Origin of the sequence: Pseudomonas sp. MYb60, from assembly GCF_002979555.1 — a bacterium.
Classification (GTDB): Bacteria; Pseudomonadota; Gammaproteobacteria; order Pseudomonadales; family Pseudomonadaceae; genus Aquipseudomonas.
In genome coordinates, this window is the sequence record NZ_PCOZ01000003.1 from 400,606 (window position 1) to 419,301 (window position 18,696).

Here is an 18,696-nt window from a genome sequence, read left to right on the forward strand (position 1 = left end):
AAATTCGCCGCAGTGGCACAATCGCCGGCATCACGCCCTACCCAGACAGGATTCCCCCATGCTGCAGCTCAACACCGACGCCCTGATGGTCACTCCGTGTGACGAAGAAGAAGACAACATGGCGATGCTCTGCTGCCACGGCAAAAACGGCGAAATGTTCATGCTGACCCGCTACCCGGATGAAGACGAGGTCGAGCTGACCTGGGATTACGAGCCGTCGACACTCGACGGGTTGAAAGTGACCCTCGGCGCAACCACGCTGCTGGTCGAGCTGGCGGCCGGCGATGCCGACGCGCTGGGGGGCAAGGATCAATTGCAGATCACCCACGCCACCGCTGCCTCTGACCTGGCCGAAGTCGAAGAAACCCTGCAAAACATCCTCAAAGGCACCGGAACCTTCAACCGGACTTAAGCCGCCCCCTCCCACACTGACCGTGTTCCTAAACAAAATTCCTACAAGTTTTGCCAAAAATACCCATTACGCCGTTAGTCGCCACACCCCGCCATGCATTAAAGTAGGCGCCCCAGCCCGGCGTTTGTGTCACGACCACCGGGCTCATCTCTCCAGGAACCGTCATCGATGGAACATCGTGAAGCGCTGCTTGCGCTGCGAACCTTTCTTTCTACGCAGATTCTCGGCCAGGAAAAACTCATCGATCGCCTGCTGATCGCCTTGCTTGCCGACGGCCACATGCTGGTGGAAGGTGCGCCGGGCCTGGCCAAGACCAAGGCCATCAAAGAGCTGGCTGAAGGCATCGAAGCGCAGTTCCATCGAATCCAGTTCACCCCCGACCTGCTGCCCGCCGACATCACCGGCACTGAGATCTATCGCCCGGAAACCGGGAGCTTCGTGTTCCAGCAGGGCCCGATCTTCCACAACCTGGTACTGGCGGACGAAATCAACCGCGCCCCGGCCAAGGTGCAATCCGCCCTGCTGGAAGCCATGGCCGAGCGCCAGGTCAGCGTCGGGCGCAGCACGTATGACCTGTCGCCGCTGTTCCTGGTGATGGCCACGCAGAACCCCATCGAGCAGGAAGGCACCTACCCGTTGCCCGAAGCCCAGCTCGACCGTTTCCTGATGCACGTCAAGATCGGCTTCCCCGACGCCGCCGTCGAGCGGCGCATCCTGCAGCAGGCGCGTGGCGAAGCGCTCAACGGCGAGACCAAGCCCGAGCGCCGCGTCAGCCAGCAGGCCATTTTCGCCGCGCGCAAGGAAATTCTCGGCCTGTACATGGCCGACGCCGTGGAGGAATACCTGGTGCAACTGGTCATGGCCACGCGCACCCCGGCCAAGTTCGACGCGGAAATGGCCGAGTGGATCGCCTACGGCGCCAGCCCGCGCGGCTCCATCGCCCTCGATCGCTGCGCCCGTGCCCATGCGTGGCTGGCCGGCCGCGACTTCGTCAGCCCGGAAGACATCCAGGCGGTGCTGTTCGACGTGTTGCGCCATCGCATCATCCTGTCGTTCGAGGCGGAAGCGGCCGGCATCGACCAGGACCGCGTGGTCCAACGCATTCTCGACGTCGTTGCCGTCGCTTGAAACCCATGAACGCCAGCGATGGGATCCGCATCACCCTCAGCGAATTGATCGAGATGCGCCATCGCGTGCGTGAAGTGCAACTGTTTTCCACCCCCAGCCAGCGCAGCCCGCTGATCGGCCTGCACCACTCCAAGTTGCGTGGGCGCGGGGTGGATTTCGACCAGGTGCGCGTGTACCAGGCCGGCGACGACGTGCGCACCATCGACTGGCGGGTGACGGCACGCACTCAGGAGCCGCACACCAAGCTGTTCCACGAAGAGCGCGAACGCCCGATCTTTATCATGGTGGAGCAAAGCTGCCGGCTGTTTTTCGGCTCCGGGCAGATGTTCAAGTCTGTGCTCGCGGCCCAGGCGGCGAGCCTGATCGGCTGGGCAGCCCTGGGGCACAACGACCGTGTGGGCGGGCTGGTCTTCGGTGACAGTGAGCACTACGAGATCAAACCCCGGCGCAGCAAACAAAGCCTGTTGCAGTTGCTCAACCGTCTGGTGCGGGTCAACCAGAGCCTGGACACCGAAAGCCGCCCCGAGGCTGATGCGCTCGGCATGGCCTTGCGCCGTGGCCGCGAAGTCTTGCGCCCGGGCAGCCTGGTCATCGTGATCTGTGACGAACGCGCGCTGACCGAAGGTGCCGAGCAACAGTTGAGCTTGCTGTCACGCCACTGCGACCTGCTGCTATTGCCAGTGTCCGACCCTCTGGACCACGCCCTGCCAGCCGCCGGGCTGCTGCGTTTTGCGGAAAGAGGCGCACAACTGGAGCTGGACACCCTCAACGTCGAACTGCGCCAGGCCTACAAAGCCCAGGCTGAAGCGCGTATTGCGCGCTGGGAACTGCTGGCGCAAAAGCTGCGCGTATTGCTGATGCCACTGAGCACGCAGAGCGAAATGGTCGAGCAATTGCGCGAGTACCTCAACCCCCAACGCCCGGTCAAAAAGCAATGAGCAGCCTCGACCAGTTGCAACCGCTGATCGCCCCGCCGGCCATTGGTTTCTGGCCCCCTGCGCCGGGCTGGTGGTTGCTGCTGGTGGTCATCCCGCTGCTGGGCTGGGGCTTGTGGACCCTGCGCCGCTTCCTGCCTGCACGCCGCCCCGTGGTGCGCGCCGAACAACCCCTGGACCCCCTGCGCGTCGCCGCCCTCGCGGAATTGGCGCTGATGCCGCGCCCCTACGACGGCGCCCCCGCCGGTGCCTGGCTGCAACAACTCAACGGCCTGCTCAAGCGCCTGTGCCGCAACGACTACCCCTACAGCCAGAGCCATACGCTCAATGGCCGTAAATGGCTGGCGTTCCTCGACAACCGCTGCCCGGCCGCCGGCCTCACGCGCTGGATGGTACTGGTGGAAGGCGCCTACAAACCCGAATGCAAACTCGACGACAAGGCCATCGCCGGCCTCACCCAAGCGGTCGACACGTGGATTCGCAAACATGTTTGAGTTCGCCTGGCCATGGATGTTCGCCCTGTTGCCGCTGCCGTGGCTGATGCGCTTGATGTTGCCGGCGGCAGACAGCGGCGAGCCGGCGCTCAAGGTCAGCTACCTCAGCGACCTTGAAGGCCTCGCCCGCCGCCGTGCCCGCGTGAACCTGCCGGGCTGGCGCCAGCAAGCGCCGTTCGTGGTGCTGTGGTTGCTGTTGCTGACCGCCGCCGCTCGCCCGGAATGGCTCGGCGAACCCTTGCCGATTGCGGCCAGTGGCCGCGACTTGCTGGTGGCGGTGGATGTGTCGGGGTCCATGGACTTTCCCGACATGCACTGGCAGGACGAAGACGTCAGTCGCCTGAGCCTGGTCAAGCACCTGCTCGGCGACTTCCTCGAAGGCCGCGAAGGTGATCGCGTGGGCTTGATCCTGTTCGGCAGCCAAGCCTACCTGCAAGCGCCGCTGACCTTCGACCGACGCACCGTGCGCACTTGGCTGGACGAGGCGCGTATTGGCATCGCCGGCAAGAACACCGCCATCGGCGATGCCATCGGCCTGGCCTTGAAACGCCTGCGCCAGCGTCCGGCCCAGAGTCGCGTGCTGATCCTGATCACCGACGGCGCCAACAACGCCGGGCAGATCGACCCGCTGACCGCCGCGCGCCTGGCCGCCGAAGAAGGCGTGAAAATCTACCCCATCGGCATTGGCGCCGACCCGGAGCAAACCGGTTCCCTGGGCATCCTGGGCGTGAACCCAAGCCTGGACCTGGACGAACCGGCGCTCAAGGCTATCGCTGCCGCGACCGGTGGGCAGTACTTCCGCGCCCGCGATGGCGAAGAGTTGCAAGCGATCAAGGACACCCTGGACACCCTCGAACCGGTGGAACAGCAACCGACCCAGGCACGCCCGGCCCAGGCGCTGTACAGCGCGCCGCTGGCCCTGGCGCTGTTCCTGAGCATGCTGCTGGTAATCCAGGAGCGCTGGCCGGATAACGCCCTGCAGCGTGCATTCAACAAACTGTCGAGCAAGGGCATATTCCTGCAGCAACACCCTGAATGGCGCCAGCGCCTCAAACGCCTGCGTTTGCGGAGGCGTCGATGATCGACCTGTGGCCGCACTGGTTCCGCCCCTGGTGGCTGTTGCTGCTGCCGTTGCTCGGCTGGCTGCTGTGGCAGCTGTGGCACCGGCAAAAACGCGCAGGGCGCTGGCAGATGATCCTGCCGCCGGCCTTTCACGCCGTGCTGCTCAGTGGGGGTAATGGGCGCGAAAGCAAATCGCCCTGGGTCGTGCTCGGTGTCGCCTGGTTGCTGGCCGTGCTGGCGCTGCTCGGGCCGAGTTGGCAGCGCGTCGAGCAGTCCAGTCAAAAACCTTCCGACCCACTGGTGGTGCTGCTGGAACTGACCCCGGAAATGCTCGCCACCGACAGCCCGCCCAACCGCCTCGAACAGGCGCGGCGCAAGCTGTATGACTTGCTGCAGGCACGCACCGATGCACAAACCGCCATTGTCGTGTACGCCGGCAGCGCCCATACGCTGGTGCCGCTGTCCGACGACCTGGCCACCAGCCGCAACCTGCTGGAAGCCTTGCGCCCGTCATTGATGCCCGAACCCGGCCACCGCGCCGACCTGGCCGTGGAAAAGGCGCTGTTCCTGCTCAAGCAGGCCGGCCTTGGCCAGGGCCGCCTGGTGCTGATCGGTTCGTCGCTGTCCAAGCAAGAGCGCCAGGGCATTCGCCTGCTGCTGCAAAGCGCGCAGTCTCCAACGCTGTCGATCCTCGGTATCGGCAGCCGCGAAGGCACGCCCGTGACCCAGGAAAGCGGCGAATTCCTCAAGGATGAACAAGGTGCGATTTTGGTCCCGCGCCTCGACAGCCCTACGCTCAAGGCGTTCGCCAGCGAAATGGGTGGCCGCTACCGGGCCGCCCGCCTGGATGACAAAGACCTGCGTTACCTCGGCGTACTCGACCCACCCCAAACCGTGCGCAACGAGGGTCAACTGCTGCACCTCGATACGTGGGCCGACCAGGGGTATTGGTTGCTGCTGCCGCTGTTGCTGCTGGCCGCGTGTGCCGGGCGCCGTGGTTGGTTGTTCTGCCTGCCGCTGTTGCTGTTGAGCGCACCGCAGCCCAGCTACGCGTTTGGCCTGCAGGACCTGTGGCTGCGCCCCGACCAGCAAGGCCAGTACCTGCTGAAGAAAAAACGCCCCGCCGAAGCCGCCGAACACTTCGAAGACCCGCAATGGAAAGGCGTGGCGCTCTACGAAGCAGGCAACTATGCCGAGGCCATCAAGCTGTTCGCCGAGGGTAACGACGCCTACGCCCACTACAATCGGGGTAACGCGCTGGCCAGGTCCGGTGAGCTGGACGCTGCCATCGACGCCTACGAGCAAGCCCTGGAAGCCCAGCCTGATTTGCAGCCGGCGCTGAAAAACAAGGCGCTGGTAGAAGCGCTGATGCATGAGCAACAGGCGCCGGAGCCGGAAAAACCCACCGAAAACAAGGATGACGAAACCGCGCAACCCGGCCAAACTGCGCAACCGGGCGCCAGTGGCCAAACGACATCCGGTGGCGAGCAGTCAGCCCAGGGCCAGGGCGAAGCCGGTACCGGTGACACCCAGACCGGCGCCACGCCGCAACCCGGTGGCAACGAAGTCCCGGGCAGCGAACTGGGGGACGAGCACACCACCACCCCGCCGCTGCGTCCCAACGACGCCAGCCTCGACGGTGAACACCGCCAGGCCCTGGAACAATGGCTGCGGGAGATCCCGGACAACCCCGGCGAGCTGCTGCGCCGCAAATTCTGGTATGAACAGCAACAACATCAGGACAAGACTCAATGAGCCGCCGCCCCACCCTACTGCTTCTGCTCGCGTTATCGGCAGGCCACGCCCAGGCGGCGAGCCTGGTCGCCAGCGTCGACCGCAGCCGCCTCAATTCAGGGGAAACAGTAGAGTTGACGGTGGAATCCAGCGACGTCACCCAGTTCGGCAAGCCCGATCTGTCGCCCCTGGACACGCAGTTCGAGGTCAGCGGCACGCGCCAACTCAACCAGCTCACCACCCTGGACGGCGACAACCACGCGACCACGCGCTGGATCATCACCCTGCTGCCCAAACAAAATGGCACCGTGATCATCCCCCCCTTGCAGGTGGGCGAGCACACGACCCAGCCCATCAGCCTGACCGTGGTGGAAACCACCAGCCAAAACACCTCGGCGGAGCTGGCCCCGGTGTTCGTCGAAGCCAACCTCGACCAGACCGCCGTGTACGTGCAGGCCCAGGCGCTGTTGACCGTGCGCGTGTACCACTCGGTGTCGCTGTATGACGACAGCAGCCTCACGCCGTTGCAGATTGCCGATGCGCGGGTGGAACAGCTGGGCGAGTCGCGCACCTACGAAAAGGTCATCAACAGCATTCGCCACGGGGTGATCGAGACCCGCTACGCCATCTATCCGCAGCACAGTGGCACGCTGGCAATTCCAGCACAGACCTTCAGTGCGACGCTGGTGGAGTCGCGCCCGCCCCAGGAAAACACCCTGCAAGGCACCAAGCCCGGCAAGTTGATCCATGTGAGCTCGGCTGAGCTGCCGCTGATGGTCAAGCCCAAGCCGGCGCTGTATCCGGCGGATACACCGTGGCTACCGGCGCGCAGCCTGACCCTGAGCGAAAGCTGGAACCCGGAACCCGACCAGGTGCAGGTCGGCGACTCGTTGACCCGCAGCCTCACCGTCAAGGCCGAGGGCCTGTCGAGTGCGCAACTGCCCGCCTTGCCCAGCCCCGAGATCACCGGCCTGCGCCGCTACCCGGACCAGCCGGTCCTGGGCAACCAGACCAGCGAGCGCGGCCTGGTCGGCAGCCGCGAAGACCGCGAGGCCTTAGTGCCGAACCGCGTCGGCCCGCTGGAACTGCCGGCCGTGGAAGTGGTGTGGTGGAACACCCACGAAGACCACCTGGAACGCACCAGCCTGCCGGCGCGCACCCTGCAAGTGGCCAATAATCCGAGCCTGGTGGTGGACACCCCTGCCACCCCGACCATCATCACCGCTCCCGACGACAGCCACCTATGGTTGTGGCAGCTCAGTACCTTGCTGCTGGCCTGCACCACGTTGCTGGGTTTCGGCCTGTGGTGGCGTGCGCGTCGGCAGCCCGCCGTGCAGCGTGCGGCGCAGACAGGTCCGAGTCCGCGCACCTTGCTCGATGACCTCAAGCGCGCCACACAAGCGAATGACCCCCAAGCCACCCGTCAGGCCCTCGACGCCTGGGCCCGCCAGCAGCCGGAGACACTCGCCGACATGGCGGCGCGGTTCGTGCCGCTGTCGGATGCGCTGGATGGGTTGAACGGCGCGCTCTACAGCGAAAGTGGGCATTTCTGGCTGGGCGAAGACCTGTGGCGCGCGATAAAAGCCATTCCAGTGGCCGAACGTGAGCAAGACCCGGCGACGGACACCACCAGCCTGCCGCCGCTCTACCCCAAATAACCACGCTGTTCCTGTGGGGGCTGGCTTGCCTGCGATAGCAGTGTGTCATCCACCGTTTTTTCGACTGATACGCCAGCATCGCAGGCAAGCCAGCGCCTACACAGGTAAACTCCCCTCCTTTTCATCTTCTCCACGGAGTCCGCCTTGCGTCTGTTTCACACCTCCGACTGGCATCTGGGCCAAAACCTTCATGGCCAGGAACGCGACTTCGAACACGCCTGTTTTCTCGAGTGGCTGCTCGGCCAACTGAAAACCCATCGCCCGGATGTGCTGCTGATCGCTGGCGATATCTTCGACACGGTCAACCCGCCGCTCAAGGCCCAGGAGCGGCTGTACGATTTCATCATCAGCGCCCATGAGCAGAACCCCACGCTGACCATCGTGATGATCGCCGGCAACCACGACTCCGGTTCGCGGATCGAGCTGCCCGCCCCGCTGATGCGCCGCCTGCGCACCCACGCCCTCGGTCGAGTGTTGTGGCTGGACGACGGCCAGCTCGACGCCGAGCGCCTGCTGATCCCTCTGCCGGACGCCAAGGGCAAGATCGCCGGCTGGTGCCTGGCCCTGCCCTTCCTGCGCCCGGCTGAAGTGACCGGTGTGCACCTGGGTGACGACTATTTACGCGGTATCGGCCAGGTACATGAGGCGCTGATCGCCGCCGCCAACGCCAAGCGCAAGAAAGGCCAGGCGCTGATTGCCATCAGCCATGCGCACATGGCCGGCGGATCGGTGTCGGAAGACTCCGAGCGCAGCCTGATCATCGGCAATGCCGAGGCCCTGCCGGCCAAACTGTTCGACCGAACCATCGCCTACGTTGCCCTCGGCCATCTGCACAAGCCGCAGAAGGTCAACGGCGAAGAGCGCATTCGGTATAGCGGTTCGCCGATTCCGCTGTCGTTTTCCGAAATCGGCTACAAGCATCAGGTGCTCGACGTGACGTTCCAGGGCCAAAGCCTGGTGAGCGTCGAACCCCTTCTGATCCCCCGCTCGGTCGACCTGCAACGCCTGGAAGCCGCACCGCTGGTGGAAATCCTCAAGGCGCTGGCCGACCTCCCGGACGTCGACCTGCTGGCCGAAACCCAGCGCCATCCGTGGCTGGAAGTGCGCGTACGTCTCGACGAGCCGCAACCCGACCTGCGCCAGCAGATCGAAGCTGCCCTGCACGGCAAGGCCGTGCGCCTGGTACGCATCGCGGCGGAATACGCAGGCAAGGGCAGCCGCGAAGACGAAGGCGACGAGCGCCTGATCGAACTCGACCAGCTCACGCCCCAGGAATTGTTCAGCCGCGCCTGGCAGGACACTTATGGCAGCGAGGTCGATGAACAAACCTTGAAGGACTTCGCCGTGCTGCTCCAGGACGTGCAACAGGAGGACGAACAGCCATGAAAATCCTCGCCATCCGCCTGAAAAACCTGGCTTCATTGGCCGGCCCGTTCGAAATCGACTTCACCGCCGAGCCGCTCGCCAGCGCTGGATTGTTCGCCATCACCGGGCCAACCGGCGCGGGTAAAAGCACCCTGCTCGATGCGCTGTGCCTGGCGCTGTTCGGCGCTGTACCCCGGCTGGGTGACACCGGCCAGGCCAAGATGCCCGATGCCGACAGCGACATTTCCATCGGTGATCCGCGCACCTTGCTGCGCCGTGGTACCGGTGGTGGCTATGCCGAGGTGGATTTTGTCGGTGTGAGTGGCCGTCGCTATCGCGCGCGCTGGGAAGCCAATCGCGCCCGCGACAAGGCCAGCGGCAAGTTGCAGAACAGCCGCCAAAGCTTGATCGACCTGGACAGCGACCAACTGCTCGCCAGCCAGAAGACCGAATACAAGACCCAGCTGGAATTGGCCCTCGGCCTGAACTTCGAGCAATTCACCCGCGCCGTGCTGCTGGCGCAAAGCGAGTTCAGCGCATTCCTCAAGGCCAACGACAACGAACGCAGTGAGCTGCTGGAAAAGCTCACCGACACCGCGCTGTACACCCAGCTCGGCCGCCGCGCATTCGAAAAGGCCAAGGACGCCAAGGACGCCCACCGCCAGTTGCAGGACCAGGCCACCGGCGTCGTGCCACTGGCGCCTGAAGCGCGCGCCGAACTGGACGAGCAATTCAACACAGCCCAGCAACAGCTCAAGACCCAACAGGCCCAGCTCAAGCAACTCGAGGCACAGCAAACCTGGTTCAAGGAACTGCGCGAATGGCAGCAGCGCCAACTCGACGCTACCGAACAACTGCAACGTGCCCGGGCGGACTGGGACGGCCAGGGCCAGCAGCGCCAGGACTTGAATCGCCTGGATCAATTGGCGCCGCAACGTCATCATTTTGCGCGCCAAGCCGAACTCGACAACCTGCTGACGCCCCTGGCGGCGCAGATTCAGCAGCACATCGAACAGCAAGCCGAGTGGCTGAGCCGCCAGGAACAGGCCCAGCACCAGCAAGCCAGCGCACACACTGCACTGGCCGACGCGGTAAAGCGCCAGGCCGACGCCGCACCGTTGCTGCAACAGGCCTTCGCCGAACAGAATACCCTCGCCCACCTGACCCGGGACCTGGCCAAACGCAGCGACGAACAACAGCAGCAGCACACGGCGTGCGCGCAAGGCCAGGCCCTGCTCGACGGCTTGCTGGAAAAACAGGTCCAAGTTGCCGAACGCCTGCAACGCCTGGCCGCCGAGCTTGAGCACAGCGCCGCCCTCGCCCCTTTGAGCGCGGCGTGGCAAGGCTATCGCCCCAGCCTGCAACAGCTGATGATGACCGGCAATCGCCTGATCCAGGGCCAGGCCGAGTTGCCGCAGCTGGAGCAACGTGCCAGCGCCGCCGCCGAGCAATTCACCCAGCAACGCGAAGCGCTGGACGTGCTGTATCAGGAAGCCGGCGCCGAACCCCAGGCCGTGGCCGAACAGATCCAGTTGCTCGCCAGCCTGTTGCAGGACAATCGCAAACAGCAACGCGCCTTCGAAGACCTGGCCCGCCTGTGGGACAGCCAGCAGCAGCTCGACCAGCAGGCCGCCGCCCTCACGCAAAAGCTCGCCGACGCCCAGCAGCAACGTGAGCGACTGAACCAGGCCGGGCTGCAAACCAAGGCTGAGCTGACGGTCGCCGAGCAGACCCTGACGGTCACCAAGCAACTGCTGGAACGCCAGCGCCTGGCCCGCAGTGCCAGCGTCGAGGAATTGCGCGAGCAGCTGCAAGATGACCAGCCGTGCCCAGTGTGTGGCAGCCACGAGCACCCGTATCACCAACCCGAAGCGCTGTTGCAAAGCCTCGGTCGTCACGATGACAACGAGGAAGCCACGGCACAGCGTGCGGTGGACACACTCAAGGAAAAGCTCACCGAACTGCGCGGCGAAGTGGGCGGCCTGATTGCCCAGCAAAAGGAGTTCCTGCAACAACAGGAAGGCCTGACCACGCAGCAACAGGCGCTCGCACCGAGCCTGGACGCCCACCCGCTGTCCGCCTCGTTGCTCAACCAGGACGCCGCCAAGCGCAGCACTTGGCTGGCCCAGCAATTGACCCAACTCAGCCAGAGCATCACCCAGGACGAACAGCGCCAGGGCGCCCTGCTCAACCTGCAACAGAACGCCGGGCGCCTGCAGCAGCAACTGCAAGCGGCTCAAGAGGCGAGCCAGCAGGCGCAGCAGTTATTGGTGACGCAGCAACGTGAACTCAGCAGCGACCGTGCGCGCCTGGACGAAGAACTCAGCAGCTTTGCCGCCGTATTGCCCGCCGCCACGCTCGAAGGCCTGTGCAGCGAACCGGCCGCGACCTTCTTGCAGCTGGACCAGCACGTCAGCCAGCGCCTGGAGCAACTGGACCACCAGAAGGAAGAACACGCCGAACAGCAAGAACGCCAGCAAGCCATCGAGAAAGAACAGACCCACCAGCACCATCGCCAGCAGCAGCTCGACGCCCTGTTGCAACAGGTCACCGAGCTGAACACCCAGCAACACGCCGCGCAGCAAAGGCTTGGCGCATTACTGGGCGAACACACCAGCGCCGAGCAGTGGCAGCAGCACGTCGACCAGGCCGTCACCCAGTCACGCCAAAGTGAGACCGACGCCAACCAACAGCTGCAAGAGACGCGCACCGCCCTGGTCCAACTGGCCTCCGACCTCAAGGCCCAGCAGGAACGCCAGCACGCGCTGCACGCCGAACAGCAGCACCTCGCTGTACGCATCAGCGAGTGGCGCGCCCTGCATCCAGAATTGGACGACGCCGGCCTCAGCCGCCTGTTGGCGTTCGATGACGCGCAGGTGGCCACGCTGCGCCAACAACTGCAGCACAGCGAAAAAGCCATCGAACAGGCCAGGGTGTTGTTGCAAGAGCGCGAACAGCGCCTCGCCGAGCACCAGGCCTTGCACAACGGCTCGCTTGCGGCGGACGAGCTCGACAGCAGCCTCGCCGCGCTCAATCAGCAATTGGCCGATGGCGAGAAACACGTCGCCGAGTTGCGCGCGCGTCAGTCCGAAGACCAGCGCCGCCAGGATGCCAACCAGGCCCTGGCGATCACCACCGCCAAGGCCTATGAGGAATGGCAGCGCTGGGCGCGTCTCGAGGCATTGATCGGCTCGGCGAGCGGCGACAAATTCCGCAAGATCGCCCAGGCCTACAACCTCGACTTGCTGGTGCATCACGCCAACGTGCAACTGCGCCAACTGGTGCGGCGATACCGTCTCCAGCGCGGCGGCAGCATGCTCGGGCTGCTGGTGCTGGATACGGAAATGGGCGATGAACTGCGCTCGGTGCACTCGCTGTCGGGCGGCGAGACGTTCCTGGTGTCGCTGGCATTGGCCCTGGGGCTGGCATCGATGGCGTCGAGCACACTGAAGATCGAATCGCTGTTCATCGACGAAGGCTTCGGCAGCCTCGACCCGGAATCGCTGCAATTGGCCATGGATGCCCTGGACGGCCTGCAGGCCCAAGGGCGCAAGGTGGCGGTGATTTCTCACGTGCAGGAAATGCATGAACGCATCCCGGTGCAGATCCAGGTCAAGCGCCAGGGCAATGGCCTGAGCACCCTGGAGGTCAAGTGAGCGAGGCGCTGCTGTATTCATTCCGGCGCTGCCCGTATGCCATGCGCGCACGCTTGGCATTGCGCTATGCAGGCGTGCCGGTGCGTATCGTCGAGGTCAGCCTCAAGGACAAGCCCGCCGAGATGCTGGCATTGTCGCCCAAGGGCACGGTGCCGGTGTTGAGCGTGGACGGGCGCGTGATTGAAGAAAGCCTGGAAATCATGCAGTGGGCCTTGGCGCAGAACGATCCGCACGATTGGTTGCTGCACGGCGACCCCGCCGTGCTCGCGTTGATTACCGAGAATGACCAGGTGTTCAAGCAGCACTTGAATCGCTACAAGTATGCCGAGCGCTACCCCGAGCAGCCGATGGAACATTACCGGGCGAAAGGCGAGGTATTTTTGCACACACTGGAAGGGCTTCTGGCGGGCCGCGACTATTTGCTGGCTTCCCATCCCAGCTTGGCCGACGCGGCCTTGGTGCCGTTCGTGCGTCAATTTGCCCACGTTGATCGCGAGTGGTTTGCAGGCTCGAACTATCCGAAGTTGCAACAATGGTTACAGCGTTACCTGACCAGTGACTTATTCCTGCAGATCATGGACAAACACAATAATCCAGTCGCCAAACTACACCCTTAAATGCCCCTCCAAGTTTAATTTGCGGACACCGTAAATATCCCGTCACTCTTTTACTTGTTCTCCACCGCGCTGTGCACCCTGTTATTCCTACACAGGGTGCGCACTGCAAACAATTAAAATAAATGACCTGTCTTTTATTTTTCCCGAGATTGCTACTGTCCACACTTTCCTCTCGCTATAGCCCAGGAGTGCAGTATGCCTACAATCTCTACCCGGCCGCTGGCTATTGATTTCCGCGTTTCGTCAGCATCTACCCCTCCAACCAATCCCCCTTCAGGCTCAACGCCTGCCAATGACTTTTCAATTACGCCTTCAACAACCAGTAATAAATCCCGCTCACTGAAGTTGCATCACTCCTTGCAACTTTCAGGGGTCAATCACACCCCGGCCAGGTCCGCAAACAGCGCCTCAGTCGACGCAGCGCGCAATCGATTCTCCGCACGGCCTACCGTGCAATCCGTAGTAACCGGTTTATTATCGGAGGCCCTGAGCGCGGCGACTCACCGCACGAACCTTGATATCGCTCAATTGGTTCTCGCTGAACCAGACCCGGATGCACCCGACAGGCGCAAATACACGCGCCTGGTAGACATTGCCCTGGACCATCTGCTGGAAGGCACCGCATTGAATTTCAGCGGGGACCGAAAACTGCTCGAAACTCGCCCCTCTTCCTCCCAGGACGCAGCCTCGCCGAACGACACGCTCCCCCTGGACCTTCGCAGCCTGGAACACCTCATACGAGACCTGCCCAACCTGTTCAAAGCGGCCTTCAAACGTGACCTTGTGCACTATTGGAACGGTGCGGCCTACCCTGCGCTGGTCCCTGGGTCCCACAGCGATTTGCCGCCCTTGAGTCGACGCCAGTGGCTCAGCGCGATTCTGCGCAACAACCTGCACGCCGCCGGTGCGAAGGCTCCTGCACTTGATAACCTGCAACGTGAGACGCTGAACCAGGTGGTCAACCACCCTGAAAAATCGTCGCGACCTCAGCCGGAGGGGGACACCGGCGCCAGCGTGTTTACCTTGAACCTGGGCCTTGAACACGAGCCGGAGTCCTGGGCAGCGTACAGTAACGATCTGCTGATAGTGCGCACGATCAACGACCGTGAGGTGGTGTTGCTGTACAAGTCGACGGGGGAAATTCAGCCCTACGACTCTGTCGCAGCCTTCAAAAGCGCCTGGGCACAACAGCTTGAAGAACAGTTACCGCTCGACCAGTTGAAGTTTGGCCTTGAAGAGCCTGATGGCTCGATCTTCGATACCCTGGCCGACAACCTCCTGCATAAAAACCTGCGCACTATCACATTGCTCCCGACGCCCCTCGGCGGACAGGCGAACGCAGACCTCGCTCAGCAATTCGCCGAGGCAAGCGATCCATTCTTGGACCTCCCCACCGCGCCCAACGGCCAACCGCAACTGCTTGAAGCCTTGCACAAAGCCCCGCCTGAATGGCTGCGTGACGCCAGCGAGGCTGATCTGGCGGCCTACCGTAATCTGGCTTTGCAATTGACCCGTAGCGTGAACCGCAACGGCGGGCGCTCCTACAAACATGGAATTCCAGACATACAGCGTTTTGCACAACAGCAGCTCGACGCAAAATTACCGAAAGGCTATGCCACCAAGGACTTGAGCGTGGTGTTCAAAGTCCCGGTGGGCACACTGGGCGGCGGCTACATCGAACGTGAACCCATGAGCCTGGAAGCCATGGCCCTGCAGAACCTGGCGGGTCTGCCCAAAGGCGAGATGGAGGTTTACCACAACGGCAAACGTGTACCCGAGCTCGAAAAGGACGGGCTACTCAAGACGCTCGTGCAGCAAGTGGATATCGGTAAACACTACCCCGCGCAGATTGAACACACGCTATCGGGCGACACTCAAGATACCCGGGAGCGCCGCGCGTTATTTGCCGAACGCCTGACGATCGAGCTTCCGCTGCAGGCATTGTCCCAGTCCCTGCAAAAAGGCGGCGGGTTCAGCGCCCTTGGCTACCGGTACGTCGAAGCGCTCGTACACCCAGGCCCCGGCCAAAAACACGTCGACAACCAGGAAATCGTCCTTCGGCCACTGGCATTCCTGCGTCGACCCGGTGCGCAGCCCGACGTTGTCGACAACATGTTTTTGATCGAGCCCAAGGACCCCGCTGCGGGCCCCCACATTCTGTATCGCCCGCTGTTGTCCGATGCGCCTTTGTTGGAGTTCCCTACGCGCGCAGCGTTGATGGAGGCGATCGCCACACCGGGCGATCTACAAAAAAGCGTACTCGCCTGGCTACCCAACCAGAACACGCGCGACGTCTATGCCCATAACGGGTTTCGCGAACCTCACCTCCAGCGCTTCAATCAGGGCGACGAGTTCGCCCGCTACGAAGCGGCAAAACCCGCAACCCTGGCCACAGACAACTATGCGGCGGCCGATTCGCTCCTGCACGCGCTGCAGGCGGGCAAGCTGATGGACGCACTCTACGATGCCAACGTCCGCGGCCTCTTGAGCCTCGCCGATCAGCAGTCAGTGTCGGACAGTGAGAGCCGCTGGGCCACCCTGAAGGAAGGCGGCTTCCTGGTGCTGAACGCCGTACTGCCCGCCTTGCGAACACCCGGCATGGTGATGGGCACGCTGATGCAGTTCGATGCCATCCAGCAAGACCTCGAGACGCTCGACGGCGAAAACGGCGCAGACAAATCCGGCGCGGTACTGGATCTGCTGCTCAATATGATGTTTGCCATCGAACACCTTACGTCGCGCCCGTCAGCGACACACAACGATGGGAACGGGAATCCAGCCGCAGAGGCCTCAGCCAACAGCGTCGACGCTGAGCCGCCTGCTCACGCAAGCGATGCGGCGACTCGGCCACTGCCAGCTGATATCAACCAAGCCCTGAAATTCCCGCAGTTGAACCCGCGCACGCGGCTTGTGGACCTGATCAACTCATTCGAAGTCCCGCAACCGGGCCCGCTGGCGTCTCCCATCGCTGAAGGGAGGCTCAAAGGCCTCTACCGCGTCGATGGCAAGCTGTATGCCAAAGCCCATGAAAAATGGTACCGCGTAGGGGCCGACCTGGATCAAGTGTTCCTCCTCGACGGTGAAAACAAAGCTCGCACCGGTCCCTTCCTGACACGCTCCAATGACGGCAGCTGGCAGTTCAAGGAGGTCGCGTCCCTGAGAGGCGGTACAAAATCCTTTGCCGCCGACGAGCAGATGACGGCCAGGTTTGATTTGATGAGTGCTTCGATTACAGCCCAGGGTGAAGCGCTAAACCATTCCAAACTGCAACTGAATACCGCGTGGAAGGCCTACACAGTGGAGCGTCAGCAGTTACTGGAAAAATGGCACGCCATGGATACCGCGCAGCCTGACAGCGCAGCCCGGCTTGAATATCAGAAACAATTGGTACAGAGCAACAAAGCCCAAACGGAGCTGTACGACGGGATCAACGACTACCGTGCAAAGCTGAGCGAATATCACATCCTCAGCCAGTCGGCCATCGATGTCTTGACCCCCAAGAGTCGTACACAACAATCATCGTTTTTCCAACAACAGCGCTCTGAACTGTTCCTGAAAATGTTCGAAGCTCATTCAGCGTTGGAGGCAATCTACGAACCCCTCGCCCTCCAAGGTTCCTATACCAGCGACGGCAAACCGCTGGTGAAGATCGTCGAGGGAATACACAACCGGCAGCCAGGTGCCTATCACGAACTGACATCGGCGCAGCAGGCGAATTTTGCCGCTAAAGAACAGTTGCTGGGGTATTACAACCAACGCACAGCACTGTTGAATGAGTGGGCGAACAATTCACCCATAGGCAAAGAGCAGGCTAAGCACATGGGCAAAAAGCTCGCTGTGCAGAGCGCATTGAAAGCGCAGTTTGAAGCGTCGACTGCCAAAATCATTCAGGCCAAAGAGCAATTCAGACAGGCCGAGAGCGCTCTTGCCTCCAACCCGGCGGACAGCCAGCTGGAAGCCGACAGGGACGCCGCCAGATTCAACGTGGCTCACATCGAAGCGCAGCGAGACGTCATGAAGTTCAATGGCCTGCTTGCGATCAACAAAGCTGAAATGGGCATCGTGGCGGGCAATGAAACGGCACTGACCCGCCTTGATCAAGTGAGAAAGGAACTGGCAGAAAAGCGCGTGGAGGTTGAGCTGAAACAGAACCTGATGGGCTTACTGCACACCGTTTCAGACGCCAAGCGGGCACTGGAGAGCAGTCCCAATGATTCAACGCGTGCCGCTGAATTGCGCACGGCTGAAAAATACAAGGAGGAAGTCAAACGCCGGCTAACCACCCCCGGCGTGGTTGCAGCCCTGGCAAAAGAGCCTAAATCGTTAATCCCGAACATGGACGTTCTTCCGCTCACAGGCATCAGCCCGGCGCTCAGTTTGACGCTCAATACCCTCAGCACACTCAAGGAGTTGAGTCTGGACAGGTCCGCGCCTTCTACCCCAGAGGAGGCTGAGATCAGATCTCGCATCACCAACACCCAGGTGGATCCGCTGCTCAAGCGACACCGGGCGCTGCTTTCCCCCAACGATTATTCTGTTGAACAGCGCAAATCAGAGTTGACGGAGCTGGCCTCTGCCTACCAAATCCTTTTGAATGATCGCCGTCAGCTCAAGCAAAAAAACTCTGCGTTCATTCATCCCGACTACAACGATCTACTGATTGAACGTTTCGATGGATTGCTCAAGAACCTTGAAGGCTTGCAGGCATCGCTTGATCAGGAGATCCACGACGATTCAGTCCCGCCGTTGCCCACTCCCGGCAAGCCACATGATCGTCTCTCTCCGCCCAAAATCAAAAAGACCCGCCCTTCGAAGGGCTCACCCACAGGTGAAGCACCAGACGTCGGGAACACCCAGGATCCAGTGGCCGACCGCGTTTCCTCCCGAGCGGGTACCTCCTCACCGCTGCCATCGCTCACTACCCTGAAAACCAAAGGGCAAGCTTTGATAGACAGATTCAAGGAACAGGAAAAGTTGGTATTGCATCAAAAAAAGAAACTCAACCAGCCCGCCGAACTTGAAAATATCCAGCCGCTGGACTGGGAAAAAATGTTGGGCGATGCGGCTTCCCATTTGCTTGAACTGGCCGACAGGACCGAACAGGCGCAGGGTCAAAACGCGGAGATTGCCGCACTCATCAATGAATGGCGAACGCAGGCTGAGAGGATGCAGGCGACGATGTATGGGCATGTTCGAGATGCCTACGTTCTCCAATCACCCACGGCCGAAAAGGTCAACTACCTGGTTAAACAGGGCCTGGCTACCATCGAGCCTAACCCCAAGGTGCTCAACACCCGTGACGGCAAGGTATTCACCGAATACTCCGTGCGCGACACAAGGCAGCAGCGTCCTGTTCTTTGGTACGCCCACTTCCACTATGACTCCGCCGCAGCGGCGAAGGCGCACCCAGGCATCACCAATTCCGCTCACCTGAAACTGCCGAACCAGCGGAAGCTGACTCAAAATGACTTGAACAGAATGGCCGGAAAAAACCGGCAGGCCGAGGCCATTGTTCGGGCTCGAATCAAGCCACCGCTGGATGAGATCTTCCTGCGTACACGCCCCTGATCTGCTTACGGCTCTGCAGATGCATAAACGCCAAAGCACTTGAACGAGCCATGCTTCGTTCCAGTGC

11 protein-coding genes are annotated in these 18,696 nt (G+C 62.2%); all 11 read left to right on the plus strand.

Translation table 11 applies throughout. The features are described 5' to 3' along the window. Positions 1–58: 58 nt before the first annotated feature. The 11 genes from CQ041_RS07370 to CQ041_RS07420 all read left to right on the plus strand — a co-directional run bounded on the left by CQ041_RS07370 (position 59) and on the right by CQ041_RS07420 (position 18,629). Positions 59–412, plus strand: coding sequence for a hypothetical protein (locus CQ041_RS07370; protein WP_105521798.1), 354 nt, complete (start codon positions 59–61; stop codon positions 410–412). Positions 413–580: 168 nt separating this feature from the next. Beyond that, entirely contained in the window at positions 581–1,540 is a 960-nt protein-coding gene (locus tag CQ041_RS07375) for a MoxR family ATPase (protein ID WP_034106117.1), read from the plus strand. 5 nt (positions 1,541–1,545) lie between these two features. Beyond that, on the plus strand, positions 1,546–2,478 hold the full coding sequence (locus CQ041_RS07380) for a DUF58 domain-containing protein (protein WP_105521799.1): 933 nt from the start codon (positions 1,546–1,548) through the stop codon (positions 2,476–2,478). Further along, positions 2,475–2,969 (plus strand): DUF4381 domain-containing protein, encoded by a 495-nt coding sequence (locus tag CQ041_RS07385; protein WP_105521800.1) that lies wholly within the window; start codon positions 2,475–2,477, stop codon positions 2,967–2,969. The genes CQ041_RS07380 and CQ041_RS07385 overlap by 4 nt, the downstream gene beginning before the upstream one ends. Further along, entirely contained in the window at positions 2,962–4,050 is a 1,089-nt protein-coding gene (locus tag CQ041_RS07390) for a VWA domain-containing protein (RefSeq protein ID WP_105521801.1), read from the plus strand. The genes CQ041_RS07385 and CQ041_RS07390 overlap by 8 nt, the downstream gene beginning before the upstream one ends. Then, a complete protein-coding gene (locus CQ041_RS07395; protein ID WP_105521802.1) occupies positions 4,047–5,786 on the plus strand; it encodes a tetratricopeptide repeat protein in 1,740 nt (579 codons plus the stop codon). The genes CQ041_RS07390 and CQ041_RS07395 overlap by 4 nt, the downstream gene beginning before the upstream one ends. Next, positions 5,783–7,423, plus strand: coding sequence for a BatD family protein (locus CQ041_RS07400; RefSeq protein ID WP_105521803.1), 1,641 nt, complete (start codon positions 5,783–5,785; stop codon positions 7,421–7,423). The genes CQ041_RS07395 and CQ041_RS07400 overlap by 4 nt, the downstream gene beginning before the upstream one ends. Before the next feature lie 144 nt (positions 7,424–7,567). Next, positions 7,568–8,809, plus strand: a complete 1,242-nt coding sequence (locus CQ041_RS07405) for an exonuclease SbcCD subunit D C-terminal domain-containing protein (RefSeq protein ID WP_105521804.1) — start codon at positions 7,568–7,570, stop codon at positions 8,807–8,809. Beyond that, complete coding sequence (locus CQ041_RS07410) at positions 8,806–12,444, plus strand: AAA family ATPase (RefSeq protein ID WP_105521805.1); 3,639 nt, start codon at positions 8,806–8,808, stop codon at positions 12,442–12,444. Before CQ041_RS07405 ends, CQ041_RS07410 begins: the two co-directional genes overlap by 4 nt. Then, positions 12,441–13,061, plus strand: coding sequence for a glutathione S-transferase (locus CQ041_RS07415; protein ID WP_105521806.1), 621 nt, complete (start codon positions 12,441–12,443; stop codon positions 13,059–13,061). The genes CQ041_RS07410 and CQ041_RS07415 overlap by 4 nt, the downstream gene beginning before the upstream one ends. A gap of 195 nt (positions 13,062–13,256) precedes the next feature. Beyond that, positions 13,257–18,629, plus strand: coding sequence for a hypothetical protein (locus CQ041_RS07420; protein WP_146116052.1), 5,373 nt, complete (start codon positions 13,257–13,259; stop codon positions 18,627–18,629). Positions 18,630–18,696 lie beyond the last annotated feature (67 nt).